Raw genomic sequence first — 16,498 nt, 5'->3', positions numbered from 1 at the left:
GGTGTTTAACTGTCGCTATGAATATTTAACGCCCGGCGCGTGCGCCCTGAACTCAAATACTCCGCAATATAATCCTGAGAAATTTCGCCGTTGTAGCGTCCGTCTTCGTCCACGATCGGCATCCAGCTGGTGTTGCTCTCATACAGGCGAGAAAGCACCACGCGCAGGTTGTCTTCGGCCTTACCGGTCATGCGGAACGGATGGAGGATGTCGACGCAGGCGCCGTCGGCATTACGCGCTTCGCGGCGCTTCACAAAGCCCAGCGGCTTGCCCTGTTCGTCAACCACGGTAATGGCGCGAATATCGTTATCGTCCATGATGGCAAAGGCCTCCGGCAGCGGCGTTGATTCGCGCACCGTGAGGGTAGGCTGCCGATCGGTCACGTCACCCGCGGAAACCAGCAGCAGGCGTTTCAGCGTGCGATCCTGGCCCACGAAAGAGCCGACAAACTCATTGGCCGGCTTCGCCAGCAGCTCGTCCGGGCTGGCGCACTGGACGATACGCCCCTGGCGGAAAACGGCGATGCGATCGCCTAGCTTGAGCGCTTCGTCAATATCGTGGCTCACCAGCATGACGGTCTTTTTCAGCTTGCGCTGCATTTCCAGGAACTGGTTCTGGATCACCTCACGGTTGATCGGGTCCACCGCGCCGAATGGCTCATCCATCAGCAGTACCGGCGGATCCGCCGCCAGCGCGCGGATCACGCCGATACGCTGCTGCTGGCCGCCGGACATCTCGCGCGGATAGCGGTTCAGGAACTTGTGCGGATCCATCGCCACCATATCCATCAGCTCTTCGGCACGGGCTTTACAGCGGGCTTTGTCCCAGCCCAGCATGCGCGGCACAACGGTGATGTTCTCTTCGATGGTCATGTTCGGGAACAGGCCAATCTGCTGGATCACGTAGCCAATGTTGCGGCGCAGGGTAACGGTGTCCATTCCGCTGGTGTCTTCGCCGTTAATCAGGATTTTACCGCTGCTTGGGGCGATAAGCCGGTTAATCATCTTCAGGGTAGTGGTTTTCCCGCAGCCGGACGGGCCGAGCAGCACGCACATTTCCCCTTCGGGCACGTTCAGGTTAACGTTGTCGACGGCCTTAACGGTCTGGCCGTGCTTCTGTGAAAATTGTTTGGTGAGGTTTTCCAGTTTTATCATTATCGAATCCCCTTCGGAGTCAGTACTACCTGCAAACGGTGCAGCAGCCAGTCGAGCACAATCGCTAAAAGACAGATCATCAGCGCGCCCGCAATCAACATGCGAATATCGCTTCCGCCAATGCCGTTAAGCAGCAGCAGGCCGAGCCCGCCCGCGCCGATCACGGCGGCAATCGCCATAACGCCGATGTTCATCACCACGGCGGTGCGGATCCCGCCAAAGATCACCGGCAGCGCCATCGGGATTTCCACCCAGCGCAGGCGCTGCCAGAAGGTCATGCCGATACCGCGTCCCGCTTCGCGCAGCCCGGGGGGCAGGCTGTCGAGCGCGGTATGGGTATTACGCACTATCGGCAGCAGCGAGTAGAGGAACACCGCCGTAATGGCGGGCAGGGCGCCAATGCCCTGACCGATCAGCGAAAAGAGCGGGATCATCAGGCCGAAAAGCGCGATAGACGGGATGGTGAGCACGATGGTGGCAATCCCCAGCACCGGCGTAGCCAGCCATTTGTGGCGAACGATCAAAATGCCCAGCGGAACGCCAATAATTATCGCCAGCCCCACGGCCAGGGCCACCAGCCACAGATGCTGAAGCGTCAGGGTGAGCAGATAGTCCCAGTTGTCGAAAATGTAGTGAATGGTCTCCATAGCGCCTCCTACAGCAGTCGTTTGCTACGCAGGAAATCACGGGCGACCTGCTGCGGTGACTGATGGTCGATATCCACCTTCTTGTTCAGCTCGGTGATAACGTCGTTGTTAAGCTGGGCTGAGAGGGTGTTAAGCGCCTCTTCCAGCCCCGGGTTGGCATCCAGCGTGTCTTTACGCACGACCGGCGTCACGGCGTAGCTCGGGAAGAAGCCTTTATCGTCTTCCAGCACTTTGAGATCGAAACCTTTTACCCGCCCGTCGGTGGTGTAAATCAGCCCCGCATCGACAAAGCCGTCGCGCACCGCGTTATAGACCAGACCAGGATCCATCTGGCGGATCTGCGGGCGGTCGAGCTCCATGCCGTAGGCCGCCTGCAGCGGTTTCATCCCGTCGCTGCGTCCGGCAAACTCCAGGTCAAGACCCAGCATCCAGTTGTTATCCGGGTCGGTTTTACGGACGTGCTCAATCTTTGCCACCATCTCAGACATGGTGTTGATATGTTCCGCCTCGGCGCGCTTGCGCTGCATGGCGAAGGCGTAGGTGTTGTTCATATCGGCAGGTTTAAGCCACACCAGGCCGTGCTTTGCGTCCAGGCGTTTCACCGTCTCGTAAGACTCCTGCGGCGACATGCGCTTGTTGATGTGGTTAAAGATGATTAGCGACGTACCGGTATACTCCCACGTCATATCGATCTGCTTGTTGATCATCGCGTTACGGGAAATTACCGTTGCAATATTGGTTTGCGGCTGCACCTGAAAGCCTTTCTTTTGCAGGTACTGCACGGTCATGGCCGACAGGATGTGCTGCTCGGTAAAGCTCTTGGTCGCCAGGATTAGCGGGGCCGCCAGCGCGTGGCTGGAGAAGAGCGCGGCGGCACACAGCGCCGCCAGGCGGGAAAACGGTCTCATAGAAGCTCCTTGTTATTGTTATTGAGCGAGATGTGGGCTCATCACGCGGCCCAGCGCGGCCAGCAGGGTATCCAGGATCAGGGCGAACAGGGCGGTAGCCGCCGCGCCCAGGATCAGCGTCGGGAAGTCATTCAGATAAATGCCGGGGAATATCAGCTCGCCGTAGCTGCTGGCACCAATCAGGAACGCCAGCGGTGCGGTGCCGACGTTAATCGCGGTGGCTATGCGGATCCCGGAGAGCATCACCGGCCAGGCGTTGGGGATCTCAACCTGGCGCAGGCGCTGCCATTTGGTCATGCCAATGCCGTTCGCCGCTTCCAGCAACGATGAGGGAACGGAGCACAGCCCGGCATAGGTATTACGCACAATCGGCAGCAGCGAGGCGAGGAACAGGGCGATAATGGCTGGCTTATCGCCAATGCCAATCACCACCATCGCCAGCGCCAGCACCGCCAGCGGAGGAAGGGTATTGCCCACGTTGAAGATTTGCATCACGTATTCAGCGATACCTCGCGCGGCCGGGCGGCTCAGCAGAATACCGCTTGGAATACCGACCAGCAGGGCAAAGAACATCGATGAGAAGACCAGAATCAGGTGCTGCCGTCCGAGATAGAGCAGGTCAACCTGGCGCGCCTTAATCGTCTCAGGCCCAATTCCCCAGACGAGGAGGGCGAGAACCACGATAATGGCGCCGATAAAAAGCAGCGATCGTTTGAGTAATGGGTGCATTGCGGTGTGTCTCCCTGTGCGCATGCGTTATAGCAACCACCGGTTGCCTGTTGTTATGCCATGTTTCGGCAGGGGTACTTCACCTATAGCAAGCGAATGGGACGGGTTCCAGCGAAGGGGGTAAAACAGTAACCCTATGAAATTAGTGACAACCTGGACTAAGCCTTATGCGATAAGGGCTGTCAGCGGGAAGGCAGAATAGTCTTAAAGAGAAGCGCCTTAAGTGACAACGTCACCTAAGGCATAGCGGCGGGCTATCGGCTCAGGGCGGCACGAACCTTTCGAACACGCCATGAGATGCGAACAATCGAGAAGCCAGCCACGAGTACCAGCATCAGCCCCAGCGCCAGCATCGCGTTGAATCCAAACCAGCGAAAGAGGATCAGCCCCGCAATACCGCCGGTGATAAACGAGAACAGGGTGGTTAAATGGGTTTTTAGCTGGCTTTTCTGCGCCGCCGTGTCTTTTGAGTAATCCCGGCGCAGCATGGCGACCATGACGGAGGCCAGCGAAATGCCCGCATCGGTTAGCGTGCCGGTAATATGGGTTGATCTCACCCGCCCGCCCGAAAGCTGCGTGGAGGTGGAATTATGGATCCCCATCAGTCCACACAGGAAAAGAATAATTTCCTGATTTGTGGCGAAGGAGTGGAAATAGAGTTCGTAGAGAGAAACCCCGGCCAGTAAAAAACCTTCTACCAGCAGAACCTGGCTAAATACCAGCCTGACGTTATGGATAATGCCCCAGATAACAATTATTCTGGCGACAATGGCGCCCGTCACAAACGACAGAATAATGGCGCCGAAGAAAAGGATATCGTTAAGATCGGTGGAGGAGACTTCGCTGGATAGCTGCGAGGTGTTACCCGTCATGTGGGAGGGAAAAAAGCCAAACGCGCCCAGCGCAATGGCATTCAGCAGACCCGCGGAGGTCGCCAGCCACAGAGCAAGACGGCGATCCTCCTGATGCGTTCGTTCTTTCTTTAATTTAATCAGCAAAGAATACCTCCCGTTTGAGCTTTGCCTGATTCTTCAAGCTAACAAAGCGATATCGCTGGCTGACCAGGATATTGCTTAATTATTATTTCATCGGGAGGTGTTCGTGGTTTTGTAATTAAATAAAATAACCCTGTTAATATAATGCCTTATCTTGCGTAGCGCGACGCCTTAAAGGTCAGCCCCACCGCGCTCAGCAGTAATATGCCGCTCAGCCCGAAGGTGCTCTGCCATCCAAGGGAGTCAAACATCAGGCCACCTGCCGTCGAGCCGAGAGCGATGGAGAGCTGGATCACCGCGACCATCAGCCCGCCGCCCGCCTCGGCATCTTCCGGGAGCGTCCGGGCGAGCCACGTCCACCAGCCCGTGGGCGCCGCCGTTGCCAGCATTCCCCAGAACCCAAACAGCAGGGCAACGATCCACAGGCTATGCCCGGCCAGGATCAGCACGCCGGCAATTATCGCCATCAGCAAAGGTATGGCCATTAATGTCCGGTAAAAGGCGGCATTCAGTACCAGGGCCACGATCGTCGTGCCGACAAAACCCGCTATTCCGATACCCAGCAGGATCAGCGACAGGCCGGAGGCGCTCACCTGCGTGACGGTTTCGAGGAAGGGACGAACATAGGTAAATAACGCAAACTGGCCCATAAAGAACAGACCACACGCCATCAGACCAACGGAAACCGCGGGCTGGCGAATCAGGCGAAATACGCTTTTGTGTGACCCCTGGCCCTGGTTTGCGTTCATAGCGGGCAGGCTAAACCATTGCCAGACGAACGCCGCTATCGCCACGGGAACCAGGCAGAGAAACGCGCCTCGCCAGCCGATGGTCGATCCAAGATAGCTGCCCAGCGGCGCGGCGACAACCGTCGCCAGCGCGTTGCCGCCGTTGAAAATCGCCAGCGCTCGGGAGACCTGATGCTGTGGCACCAGGCGGATGGCCGTTGCGGCAGACATCGACCAGAACCCGCCGATGGCAATGCCGATCAGCGCCCGGCCCGTCATATAGACCAGATAGTTCGGGGCGAAGGCGATGACGATCCCCGATAGCGCCATCAGCATGGTCATGCCCAGCAGAAGATATTTACGGTTCATATTCCCGGCAAGTTGGGAAAGAAAAAGGCTGGTCAGGACCGCCAGCGCACCGGAAATGGCGATACCCTGGCCTGCCAGCCCCTCCGTCACGCCTAAATCCCGGGCAAGGGGCATGAGCAGGCTGACGGGCATAAATTCCGAGGCAATCAGAACGAATACGCACAGGGTCATGGCAAAAATACCTCCCCAGCGCGCAGGTTCAGTATTACGTGATGTGATGGGGTTCAGCGTAGACATAGTCGTAATTCACAGCGGAGAGAAGAGAAGCCCCCTTGAGACTCGGGGGCTGTGCGTATTATTTCAGGCTGGTTTTGAAGAACTGCGCAAACTGCGCGAACGGGATTTTCCCCGCGGCGTTGTCGTAGAGATCGACGTGGTTTGCGCCCGGGACAATCACCAGCTCTTTCTGTTTACTGCCGACGGCCTTAAACGCGTCTTCCGCAAAATAGCGAGAGTGCGCGTTTTCACCGGTCACAATCAGCGTAGGAATGGCGATCTCCCCGGCATAGCTCAGCAGCGGCATATTCATAAAGGATAACGGCATGGTCGCGGTCCACGCGCCGGTGGAGTTAACGGAACGGGCGTGGAAGCCGCGCGGCATTCGGTAGTAGTCATAAAATTCTTTCAGAACCGGATGCGGATCGGCGGGTAACGCTTCCGGCAGGATCCGTTCGGCCGCCGTCACCTTACCGTTTTCATCAACATAAATGTCATGGCCGCCGTGGGCGAAGGTGCCGCTTTCGGCATCTTTCCAGCGCTGTGCGTTCAGATACTGCAATACGGCCCGGCGATCGGCCGTCGTGTAACGATCTTTCCCGTCGCCCACGCCGTGACCCATCGCGCGGCTCATGTCATACATGACGCTGGTGGCAACCGCCTTCACGCGGGTATCCATGGATGCCGCGTTCAGCGCCATACCGCCCCAGCCGCAGATGCCGAGAATGCCAATACGGTTACGGTCAACTTCTTTCTGTAATCCCAGGAAATCCACCGCGGCGCTAAAGTCTTCGGTGTTGATATCAGGAGAGGCTACGTTGCGCGGCTGGCCGCCACTTTCACCGGTATAAGACGGGTCGAACGCCAGGGTAACGAAACCCTGTTCAGCAAGGGTCTGGGCGTACAGTCCGCTGGATTGTTCTTTGACCGCGCCAAAAGGCCCGCTGACGGCAATCGCTGCCAGATTGTGGTCGCCGCGGTTTTTAGGAATGTAGAGATCCCCAACCAGGACGATCCCGTACCGGTTCTGGAACGTCACCTTGCGATGGTCAACCTTATCGCTCTCGGCGAACGTTTTATCCCAGGTGGTCACCATCGAAACGGGCGCGTTTGGATTCGTTGTTTCTGCATAACTCATTGTCGTCACTCCACTTAATGATGCGCATAGCAGCATCGCTACGGATAGTTTTTGGGTGAATGTTTTCATAAGAGGTACCGCGTGTTGTTGTGATGGGGGTCATTATAGTTAGCAGTAATAGTGATGATTAGAGGCCGAAAGCTGCTAAAATTAATATCATATTGTTATAAATGGAGGGGCGATGGCGAAGCGGGAAAACTACAACGAGCTGTACCTGTTTATTCAGGTGGTGCGCGAGGGAAGCTTTACGGCAGCCGCACAGCGGCTCGGGCTTGCACAATCCGGGATCAGCCGCTCGGTCCGGGAGCTGGAAGAGCGGCTGGGCGTTCAGCTTCTGATGCGGACCACGCGTAAACTGTCGCTGACCCACGCCGGGGAACAGCTTTATGAGACCGCGGGCGCGGCCTTTGACTCGCTCGATTCCGGCCTTACCCGACTGGCACATTACCGCCAGACGCCTGCCGGAACCGTGCGCATCAATGCCAGCCAGCACGCCATCGAAAAATGCCTGCTGCCAAAGCTTGCCGTATTCAAACAGCGCTACCCGGATATTCGGCTGGAGCTGATGAATGAAAGCCGCTTCGTGGACATTATCGCCGAACGGTTTGATGCGGGCGTCCGGCTGGGGCCGGAGGTGGGGCAGGGAATGATTGCCGTACGCATCACGCCCGATATGGAAATGGCCGTGGTGGCCGCCCCGGAACATTTTCGTCGCTACGGTTTTCCGCAGACGCCCGCAGATTTAGTTGCCCATCCGTGCATTGCCTATCAGTTTGCCGACGGTAGCCACTATCAGTGGGAACTGGTGCAGGACGAAAAGCGTTTTACGCATCGCCCCGAGGGCCAGTGGGCCTTTTCGGACAGCTATATGGAGGCCGAAGCGGCGCGCCTGGGGCTTGGGCTGGCCTACGTTCCGGTTGAGCAGGTGGCTGACGATCTGGAGCGCGGCACGCTGATACGCGTTTTGCAGCGCTACAGCCTGCGGATGGACGGGCTATATCTCTATTATCCGCACCGTAACGTGTCGCCGGCGCTGAGAGCCGTGATTGATACGCTGAAAATTTAAGGGCCATCTACGCTACGGCCTATACAGCCACTATGGTTGTGATACGCTACTATTTTATATTGCGCTGCTCAACTAAGGCTAAGAAATGACAAAAATAACGGCAGAATATACGACTGTTGATCTATCCCGTTGGGCAAGAAAGGAACACTTTGCGGTATTTCAGGGCTTTGCTCAATCCACGTTTAACCAAACGGTTCAGCTGGACATTACCGCGCTGCTAAAACATATCAAACAGGCTGGCTGGAAATTTTATCCTGCGATTATTGCCCTTATTTCAAAAGCCGTAAACCGGCATCCGGAATTCCGCATGGCCATGAAGGATGATGAGCTTATAATATGGAACGAGGTGCATCCAGGGTACACCCTTTTCCATAAAGAGACGGAGACGTTTTCATCATTATGGAGCCACTTTGACGGGAATATTAGTCACTTTCAGAACGTTTATGCAGAAGACGTTTCTCGCTATGGTGATAACCTTGCCTACTGGCCTAAGGAAGAGTCCCGGGAAAATGTTTTCTTCATATCGAATATTCCCTGGGTGAGTTTCACTACTTTTAATGTCAACGTCGCTAACATGCAGAACTTTTTTGCGCCCATGTTCACGTTCGGGAAATATTACGCGCAGGACGGGAAAGTCTTGCTGCCTTTCGCCGTTCAGGTTCATCACTCCGTGTGCGATGGTTTCCATGTGGCAAGACTGATCAATGAGCTGCAGGAAATGTGTGATGACGTAGCGTGCTATTCAGAGCCTGAGATGCCATAAGCCAGCCCGGAGATAAAAAGCTCTGGACTGGCCGGGAGAGTGGACGATCTCAGACGTCCTGGCGTTTTATCAACCTGCCTTTTCGCACTTCAGTCAACCGCGTAATCACGACGAAGAATACCGGGACGAAGAAAATGGCCAGTAGCGTGCCGCTGAGCATTCCGCCGAAAACGCCCGTTCCGATAGCATGCTGGGTGCTGTCGCTGGGGCCTCTGGCAAGCATCAGCGGAACCACGCCTAAGGTAAACGCCAGAGAGGTCATCAGTATTGGCCGCAAGCGTTGCTTCGCTGCGGTCATTGTCGCATCAACCAGGTTATGCCCTTCGTTCACCAGCTGCCTGGCAAATTCAATGATAAGAATCGCATTCTTGGCGGAGAGTCCGATCAGGGTTATCAGGCCGACCTTAAAGAAGACATCGTTGGCGCTATTCGCAATGGAAACGGCCAGTACGGCGCCGACCAGCCCTGGCGGAACAGCAAGCATTACCGCGAACGGAACAGACCAGCTTTCGTAAAGTGCCGCCAGCACCATAAATACCACCAGTATCGACAGGGCAATCAGCGCCGGGAACTGGGCAGCGGACTCCTTTTCCTGTAAGGAGCTGCCTGCCCATTCACCTGCAAAGCCCGCAGGTAAGCGCCGCGCCAGGCTGTCCATCGCGTCCATTGCGGTACCCGTCGATTTTCCCTGAGCCGCACTTCCGGTTATGCGCAGGGCAGGAAATCCCTGATAGCGGTTCAGCTGCTGTGGAGCGACATTCCAGGAAAGCGTCACAAAAGTCGATAAGGGAACCATTTTCCCGAGACGATTCCTGACAGACAGGGCCAGTAATTGTTCTGGCTGCATCCGGTAGGGGGCATCCGCCTGAACGATAACCTGCTGAACCCTGCCGTTGTTGGTAAAATCGTTGACATAATTCGAGCCTGTCGCCACGGAAATAGTTTGATTGATTTCATCAAACGACACGCCCATGGCTTCTGCCTTCTCCCTGTCGATATTAAGCGCGAGGCTGGTTCCCTCACTAAGCCCATCGATATAAACATCGGCCAGCTGTTCATGCTGATTCGCCTGCATAACAAGTTCGTCTGCCGCAGCTTTCAGCGCCGGATAACCTTTACCGCCCCTGTCCTGTAAATAATAGGTGAAGCCGGATGAGGTACCCATATCCGAAATTGCCGGAGGCAGCAGGCTCATGGTTACCGCGTCAGGCACGTTTGCCATTCTTGTCTGAATGGAGTCAGCTTCGCTCTGCGCCGTGGCCCCCTGGCGTTTCTTCCAGTCTTTAAGCGTGGTGAATGCCATGGCCGAGTTCTGACCCGAGCCAGAAAAACCAAATCCGAGGATCATAATGTTACTCTGTATCGCCTGACGCTGAGCGATTTCCTCTTCAAATTTATCAACGACCTTTAGCGTTCGCTGCATGGTGGCATCAGAGGGGAGCTGGATTGATGACATAAAATACCCCTGGTCTTCGTCTGGCAAAAATGAAGAAGGCAAGGAAGACAGGCCCGCATACAGTGCTAAACATAACGCTGCGTAAATCAACATCATGCGGCCGGTACGCTTGAGCACAAATCCCAGACCGGAAAGGTAAAATGCGGTTAGCCTGTGAAAGCGCGCGTTGAACCATACTGAAAATGCTCTGCTTATACCGTGATGATTGCTATGAGGCTTGAGCAGGGTCGCACAAAGCGCAGGGGTTAACGTCAGCGCCAGGAATGCTGAAAGTAAAATAGAGATCGCCATCGAAATACAAAACTGTCGATAAATGATACCAACGGATCCGCTGGCGAAAGCCATAGGTATAAATACCGCGGTAAGCACCAGCGTAATGCCGATAATGGCCGGAGTAATTTCACTCATCGCTTCTCGCGTCGCTTCCTGAGGGGACATATTTTTTTCTTCCATCAGGCGCTCAACGTTTTCGACCACAACAATTGCATCGTCAACGATAATTCCAATGGCCAGCACCATACCAAACATGGTCAAAATATTGATGGAATAACCACTGAATAGCATAACGGTAAAGGTCCCGAGCAGGGCCACCGGCGCCACAATCGCGGGAATAAGCGTGCAGCGAATCTTGTGCAGAAAAAGCAGCATCACAAAAAACACCAGCACCATCGCTTCGATAAATGTCTCAACCACTTTCAGGATAGAAAGCTTAACAAACGGAGACGTATCGAAAGGTACGGTAAACGCCATGCCCTCTGGAAGCACATCGGATAGCTCCGCCAGCCGCGCGCGGATGCTGGCGGCCGTACTCATCGCATTTGCGCCGGGAGAAAGCTGAATAGCGGCAGACGTTGCTGGCACGCCATTTTCACGTATCCCAAATGCATAGCTTTGCAATCCGATCTCCACGCGGGCAACGTCTGCCAGCCTCAGGCGAGCACCGGAGGTCTCTGATTTGATCGTGATGTTACGAAACGACTCTACCGAAGAGAGTTGCCCTTTTACCGTTATAGGATAACTCACCCCCTGTCCGCTGGTTGCAGGTTCATCTCCCGTTCTGCCCGGAGAAACAATCACGTTTTGATGGCTGATAGCGTTTAATACGTCGGTGACCGACAGCGCATACGCGTGTAATTTCATCGGATCCAGCCATATGCGGAGCGCCTTTTCCCCTCCAAAAAGCTGGACTTTACCTACACCGGGTACGCGTCGGAGTTCATCCGTGACGTTTCTGGCAAAATAATCGCTCAGGTCGGCTTCCTGATATTCTCCTTTTTTTGATTTCAGTCCTACCATCATTAAAAAACCGGAGTTGGCTGCCTCAACGCTTATGCCATTTTGCCTCACCGGTTGCGGCAGGCGCGGCTCCACAATCTTAATTTGGTTTTGCAGATCCATTTGAGCAATTTTAATATCGGTCCCTGGCTTAAACGTTACCGTAATCGTTGCCATCCCCGTGTTGTCAGTGGAGGACTCGAAATAGAGCAAATCGTCAACGCCAGAAATTTCACGCTCAATCAACGATACTACGGACGTGTTCATCACATCCGGGCTAACGCCAGGATAACTGACCGAAATAATAATGCCCGGCGGCGCAACGGCAGGATATTGCGCAACGGGAATGCGAGGAATAGACAATATTCCTGTAAGAACAATAAACAGCGCGACAACCCATGCAAAAATGGGCCGTTCAATAAAAAAATGTGACATTACAGGTTTATCCAGTCAGCGTATAAGAGTTTATCGTCAAGTTGTTTATTTTGATAAGGGTATTTCATCGTCCGTAGAAACCCGCTTACCGATATCCCTGAGCTGGGAGAATTTCTCGAGGAGATGGGGCGCATCATCCAGGCTTGTAGCAAACATCCACATATAAGTCATTACGGAATAAATATAACCAGCGCTGATCCCGGACTGCAGACTCATTCTGATAATCGTCACCGAAAAGAGGATAAATACCAGAATGCCGATGGAAAAATATCCCCACGCCTCTCTGTCGGACAAGACCATGCGCAGGCGGGCAAGCGTGTCATAATGTCTGCTCAGGGATCCAAACGATGCCCTGCTAACGTAATCCACCTCCTTTTCAAGGCGATTATTAAGCCGACGGTATAACGTCTCGTTTTTAAAGGCATAGCCCGGAACGAAGGCCATCAGTATTGCCACGATGATGAAACAGATCGCACCTGCCCAAAAATCAATCCATAACAGCATCGCTGCCGCGCCGAAAAGCGAAACAATCGAGGTGATAAATACGGGCAAATGCAGCTCGAAGAAATCCAAAAATTCTCGCGATAGCGTGACTCTCGCGGCGATAGTCGAGTGACTAAGCGAGTATTTCCGTTGAGCGATAACAACCGTCACCGCAAGGCTTGCGTAGATACGTGCAAAGGTTCGCGTATCGACGCTGCGTCGGGCGGCGCCGATGCACCACATGAACAGCACCATCAGGCCATAAATGGCCGCACGGGAGGTTTGACCCGCCAGTATCGCATTTATCGCCACGCCCGCCAGAACGGGATACAGCAGGAAAGCAACGTTTTCAGCAATAACGAGCAGGAAAGTAATACACAACTTTTTTTTGTGGCGGAAGGCGAGCCTCTTCAGTGAAGGCGCAACTCCAGAGGCCGCAGGCGCGTTTGTTTTGTCTTTATAGATCATCTTGTATATATATTTTGCATCGAAGCGGCGAGAGCATTCTGCCGCTGGTTAATGACGTTCGTTCAGGTAAGTATCGGCTGGTATGCGCTGAGTATATCTTCATGATGTCATCCGCGAGTGGAGGTTTTATGGAGGCTATGTGTAGCCAACGCTTAGGTACTTTTCATAATGACAGGGCGTGTAATCAAATCATTCGTAAACATAAGTACATGGGCAAGCCGCAAAAAAACAGCAGTAAAAAACACTCGTAATAAAAAACCAAATCGCTAACGTCTGGCATGATTTTTAAAAGTAAATGCAGGGCAGTAATGATTTGCAGGAATGTTAATATTGTTCCCGATGTAATGATAAAGAAGGTTTTCAGTACTCCCGGTCTTTTCTGTATGATGAAAAACAACACGGCTATAGCTAATGATATTCGGATCGGTGATGAAAAAGGTAAGGTTGACTCTCCTTTTTCATTGAAATAATGCATAAGACAAAGCCAGGCGTATAGTAAGCCCCATGAAGCTAATGCGTATAAAAACGAGGCCACGACGTTTTCATGTCGTAAATTAAATTTAGCCGTTATGATAGTTTTCCTTACGCAGCAGCGGCTGTCTTGCTATGGCGCTTTATCCTGCGAGGGCAGAAGAAAGTCGCTGGATTCCCGAACGCTTATTACCTGTACGATCATTATTACGTGACAATGTTGCTTTGTTATTTTTGAATTGTGTAGCCAGTATGGAGAACGCAAAAACCTTTTTAAAGCCTCAGGCATAATTTCATGAACTTCTCCCTGGTTTTCCTGTCAGACAGCACTGCTGTAAGAGATGTTGATAATAATGCAGCGAATAATTTTTAACCATGTTGTTAAAAGACCTTTCAGGGTAAAATCCTCGCTGTCATCAGTACTGTGGAAGAAAATATGAACAACAACATTCTGATTATCGTCGCCGAAGACGATGATGACATCGCTGCCATACTGACGGGCTATTTGCATAAGACAGGAATGAAAACCCTAAGAGCTGAAGATGGTGAGCAGGCGATCAATCTTACCCGTATACATAAACCGGATCTCCTGCTGCTGGACATTCACCTGCCCGTATACGATGGCTGGAATGTACTGACCACCCTGAGAAAAGAAACCAGCGTACCCGTCATCATGGTTACCGCACTGGATCAGGACGTAGATAAGCTTATGGGGCTGCGGCTTGGGGCTGACGACTATGTCATAAAGCCTTTTAATCCCTCAGAGGTTATTGCCAGAGTGGAAGCGGTACTTCGCAGAACCAGAACGAGAGTTGAGGCTCCGCATTCACGGCCTGTAAGAACGCCGTATCTGACAATTTATCCCGATGAATTTTATATTGAAATTACTATCGAGGGTGAGGTTCACGCGCCGGTACTCACGACCACTAAATTTAAGCTTCTGACCTATTTAGCCAGAAACCCAAGGAAGGTATGTTCACGTGAAGAGTTACTCGACGCGTGTTTGCCTGAAGGGGACACGCTGGACCGCACGGTAGACAGTCATATGAGCAAACTGAGGAAAAAGCTTGAACAAGCCGGACTTAAGGGGATGCCTGAAAGCATCAGAGGATTAGGCTACCGGCTGGGTGAAAAAAAATGAACAAAGAAACGTTTCTGAGCCGTCAAATATTGACGCATATGCTGTCGTTAACGTTCATCATTATCGCCATTGCCGTGCTGGGATCCTATTTATTCTACAGCTTCCTGATCGACTTTCTGCCGGGCGGGACGAATGCGGGTAATGAAGAAAATATGACCTTCCTCGACTGGATGTGGATCCTGATCGCTTCACTTACCAGTCTGGTCGTTTCACTCTTCTTTACCGTCAAACTGTCGGCGAGGATCTTAAAACCGCTGAACGACGTGGCGTTCAGCCTGAAGCAGATCGCGCAGGGAAATCTTAGCGCCAGAGCGTGTGGCGGCAGCTCCCAGCTGGGTGAGATGAATAATCTCGTTAACGACTTTAATGAGATGGCGGAAAAATTACAAACGCTGGATACGCAGCGGAATTTATGGAATGCGGCAATCGCCCATGAGCTTCGCACGCCGGTGACTATTTTGCGGGGAAGGCTTCAGGGACTGGTTGACGGCGTTTTCGAACCAGACCCGGCGCTATTAAAAAACCTCCTGAAACAAACGGAAGGATTGACCAGCTTAATTGAGGATCTTCGCGTTGTGAGCTCCTCAGGCGGGGCAGGTTACTCCCTGATGCTTAGCGAGGTCGATCTTGCGGCAACGATTTCGAATGCGATCGAAACCTTTTTGCCTGATTTTAAAGCTAAACAATTTGTAATCATTCCTGAGCTTAAATATCAGCGAAGCGTTTGCGACCCTTTACGTATTATTCAGTGCCTGACGGTGCTGTTCGACAACGCCTTAAAATATTCAACGTCACAGACCCTCTTAGTGAAAAATGGCGTTATGGGAAACGATAACTATATTCTCGTTCAGGATAAAGGCCCTGGAATTCCGGAAGCGTTGCAGAAGTCTTTATTCCAGCCTTTTCAGCGAGGTGAAGAGGCCAGAAAGGTCAATCCTGATGGGTGCGGTTTAGGGCTGTCGGTAGTTAAGGCCATTATGCACGCGCACGGAGGAAACGTTAGCTATAGCCTAACGCGAGAAAACGGCTCGCTGTTCAAACTATCGTGGCCAGTGTAAAAACCTTGCTGCACAGGCTCAATTGAGCCTGTTGTCAGCCAGGGTAAGGTTCCACAAACTGCCAAGTTTAGCATCCCACTCCGCTGGGGTTATCTTCAGCTTTCCTCTTTTTGGACTCAGGGTTATTTCACTGAAATACAGGTCCGGCCCTTTTAGCATAAGGTCGATGCGGCAATAGCTGATGTCTTTCGACAATTCCTGGGCAGCAATGACCGATTTAGCAAATGATTCAGGCTCATCAACCGGTTGCGGCGTGTTGGGATATTCCATTTGAAAGGGCTGCAAAGTCCATGAACTGTCATAGACATTAATGAATCCTTGTCCCTTGTCATCTGTAAAGTCAGCTTCGATGAAGCAGGCTTTCCCATGAAAACAGTGTACTCTTAACATCTCTGGCGTAACGCTCCTGTCCTTATCTGCAAATAAATCAAGGTAAGGTTCGCATATAATGACGGGCTTAATATCCTTATATTGCCATTCTCTGGTTGTATAATACATGTTTCTTTTCAGCGAAAGCTTCAGCCTGGTCAGTGCTTTCCTGGGTTCAAAATATGCTTTATCTTTGCAGACGATAGCGCTTCCACTGTCGTGATTGCATTTCAATACGAACCGATCGGGCAGTGTTTCGACGTCAATATCTTCCACCCTGTTATAAACGCCGGCCAGCGGAATAAGCTTAACTAAAGACGTGCTTTTTGCCACGTACTCTCTTACGGCAAGCTTATCAGCTAACATTGTGTAAAATGGATTATGTTCAAATAAGATGCGGTGGCAAATTTTCTCATTAAGCGTTGACGGGTTGCGTAAATCCGCGCTAACACCCGTCACTCTTTTAAGTCTGGCCAGATGGAAAGCCATATCATTAGTTAAGAGCGTTTTATACTTCCTTAAAAAATATTCCAGGTATCTAAGGTGGTATTTTATTTTATTCATTTCGCCTCCATATCAGAATGTGCATTCTGTCAGAGGATCATTGATTTAATTTTCGCAAATGATGG

14 protein-coding genes are annotated in these 16,498 nt (G+C 52.6%); 4 read left to right on the top strand and 10 right to left on the bottom strand.

From position 1 onward, the window contains the following. Positions 1–5: 5 nt before the first annotated feature. From osmV to OWK27_RS01690, 7 genes are all read right to left on the bottom strand, one after another. Positions 6–1,154, bottom strand: a complete 1,149-nt coding sequence (osmV, locus tag OWK27_RS01720) for an osmoprotectant ABC transporter ATP-binding protein OsmV (protein WP_148418782.1) — start codon at positions 1,152–1,154, stop codon at positions 6–8. Then, complete coding sequence (osmW, locus tag OWK27_RS01715) at positions 1,154–1,801, bottom strand: osmoprotectant ABC transporter permease OsmW (protein WP_045332238.1); 648 nt, start codon at positions 1,799–1,801, stop codon at positions 1,154–1,156. Before osmW ends, osmV begins: the two co-directional genes overlap by 1 nt. 8 nt (positions 1,802–1,809) lie before the next feature. Continuing rightward, the gene (gene osmX / locus OWK27_RS01710; RefSeq protein WP_148418781.1) at positions 1,810–2,709 is read right to left on the bottom strand and encodes an osmoprotectant ABC transporter substrate-binding protein OsmX; all 900 of its coding nucleotides are present in this window, start codon (positions 2,707–2,709) and stop codon (positions 1,810–1,812) included. Positions 2,710–2,727: 18 nt separating this feature from the next. Next, positions 2,728–3,438: an osmoprotectant ABC transporter permease OsmY gene (gene osmY, locus OWK27_RS01705; RefSeq protein WP_267589678.1), complete on the bottom strand. Its 711-nt coding sequence runs from the start codon at positions 3,436–3,438 to the stop codon at positions 2,728–2,730. A 254-nt stretch (positions 3,439–3,692) separates the two neighbouring features. Next, complete coding sequence (locus OWK27_RS01700) at positions 3,693–4,436, bottom strand: YoaK family protein (RefSeq protein WP_267589677.1); 744 nt, start codon at positions 4,434–4,436, stop codon at positions 3,693–3,695. Between the two features lie 146 nt (positions 4,437–4,582). Next, positions 4,583–5,767, bottom strand: coding sequence for an MFS transporter (locus tag OWK27_RS01695; RefSeq protein WP_267589676.1), 1,185 nt, complete (start codon positions 5,765–5,767; stop codon positions 4,583–4,585). A 58-nt stretch (positions 5,768–5,825) separates the two neighbouring features. Continuing rightward, on the bottom strand, positions 5,826–6,953 hold the full coding sequence (locus OWK27_RS01690) for an alpha/beta hydrolase (RefSeq protein WP_267589675.1): 1,128 nt from the start codon (positions 6,951–6,953) through the stop codon (positions 5,826–5,828). Between the two features lie 112 nt (positions 6,954–7,065). On the opposite strand from OWK27_RS01690, the gene OWK27_RS01685 reads away from it, so the two are divergent. Beyond that, positions 7,066–7,950 (top strand): LysR family transcriptional regulator, encoded by an 885-nt coding sequence (locus tag OWK27_RS01685; RefSeq protein WP_267589674.1) that lies wholly within the window; start codon positions 7,066–7,068, stop codon positions 7,948–7,950. Between the two features lie 85 nt (positions 7,951–8,035). Further along, positions 8,036–8,713 (top strand): type A chloramphenicol O-acetyltransferase, encoded by a 678-nt coding sequence (catA, locus tag OWK27_RS01680; protein WP_267589673.1) that lies wholly within the window; start codon positions 8,036–8,038, stop codon positions 8,711–8,713. Between the two features lie 49 nt (positions 8,714–8,762). On the opposite strand, the gene OWK27_RS01675 is transcribed toward catA, so the two are convergent. Beyond that, positions 8,763–11,879 carry a multidrug efflux RND transporter permease subunit gene (locus tag OWK27_RS01675; protein ID WP_267589672.1) on the bottom strand — a complete coding sequence of 1,039 codons (3,117 nt, stop codon included), beginning with the start codon at positions 11,877–11,879 and terminating at the stop codon, positions 8,763–8,765. 45 nt (positions 11,880–11,924) lie between these two features. Then, positions 11,925–12,830: an ABC transporter six-transmembrane domain-containing protein gene (locus tag OWK27_RS01670; protein ID WP_267589671.1), complete on the bottom strand. Its 906-nt coding sequence runs from the start codon at positions 12,828–12,830 to the stop codon at positions 11,925–11,927. A gap of 907 nt (positions 12,831–13,737) precedes the next feature. Between OWK27_RS01670 and OWK27_RS01665 the strand changes: the two genes are divergently transcribed. Together OWK27_RS01665 and OWK27_RS01660 are read left to right on the top strand one after the other, a co-directional pair. Continuing rightward, positions 13,738–14,442, top strand: coding sequence for a response regulator (locus OWK27_RS01665; protein WP_267589670.1), 705 nt, complete (start codon positions 13,738–13,740; stop codon positions 14,440–14,442). Then, complete coding sequence (locus OWK27_RS01660; RefSeq protein WP_242172994.1) at positions 14,439–15,500, top strand: ATP-binding protein; 1,062 nt, start codon at positions 14,439–14,441, stop codon at positions 15,498–15,500. The genes OWK27_RS01665 and OWK27_RS01660 overlap by 4 nt, the downstream gene beginning before the upstream one ends. Positions 15,501–15,518: 18 nt before the next feature. Here OWK27_RS01660 and OWK27_RS01655 read toward each other — a convergent pair whose 3' ends face one another. Then, complete coding sequence (locus tag OWK27_RS01655) at positions 15,519–16,433, bottom strand: ATP-grasp fold amidoligase family protein (RefSeq protein ID WP_267589669.1); 915 nt, start codon at positions 16,431–16,433, stop codon at positions 15,519–15,521. Positions 16,434–16,498 lie beyond the last annotated feature (65 nt).

Source organism: Enterobacter cloacae complex sp. 2022EL-00788, assembly GCF_026627565.1.
In the GTDB taxonomy this organism is placed as follows: domain Bacteria; phylum Pseudomonadota; class Gammaproteobacteria; order Enterobacterales; family Enterobacteriaceae; genus Enterobacter; species Enterobacter pasteurii.
This window is presented reverse-complemented; position numbering and strand designations above follow the sequence as displayed.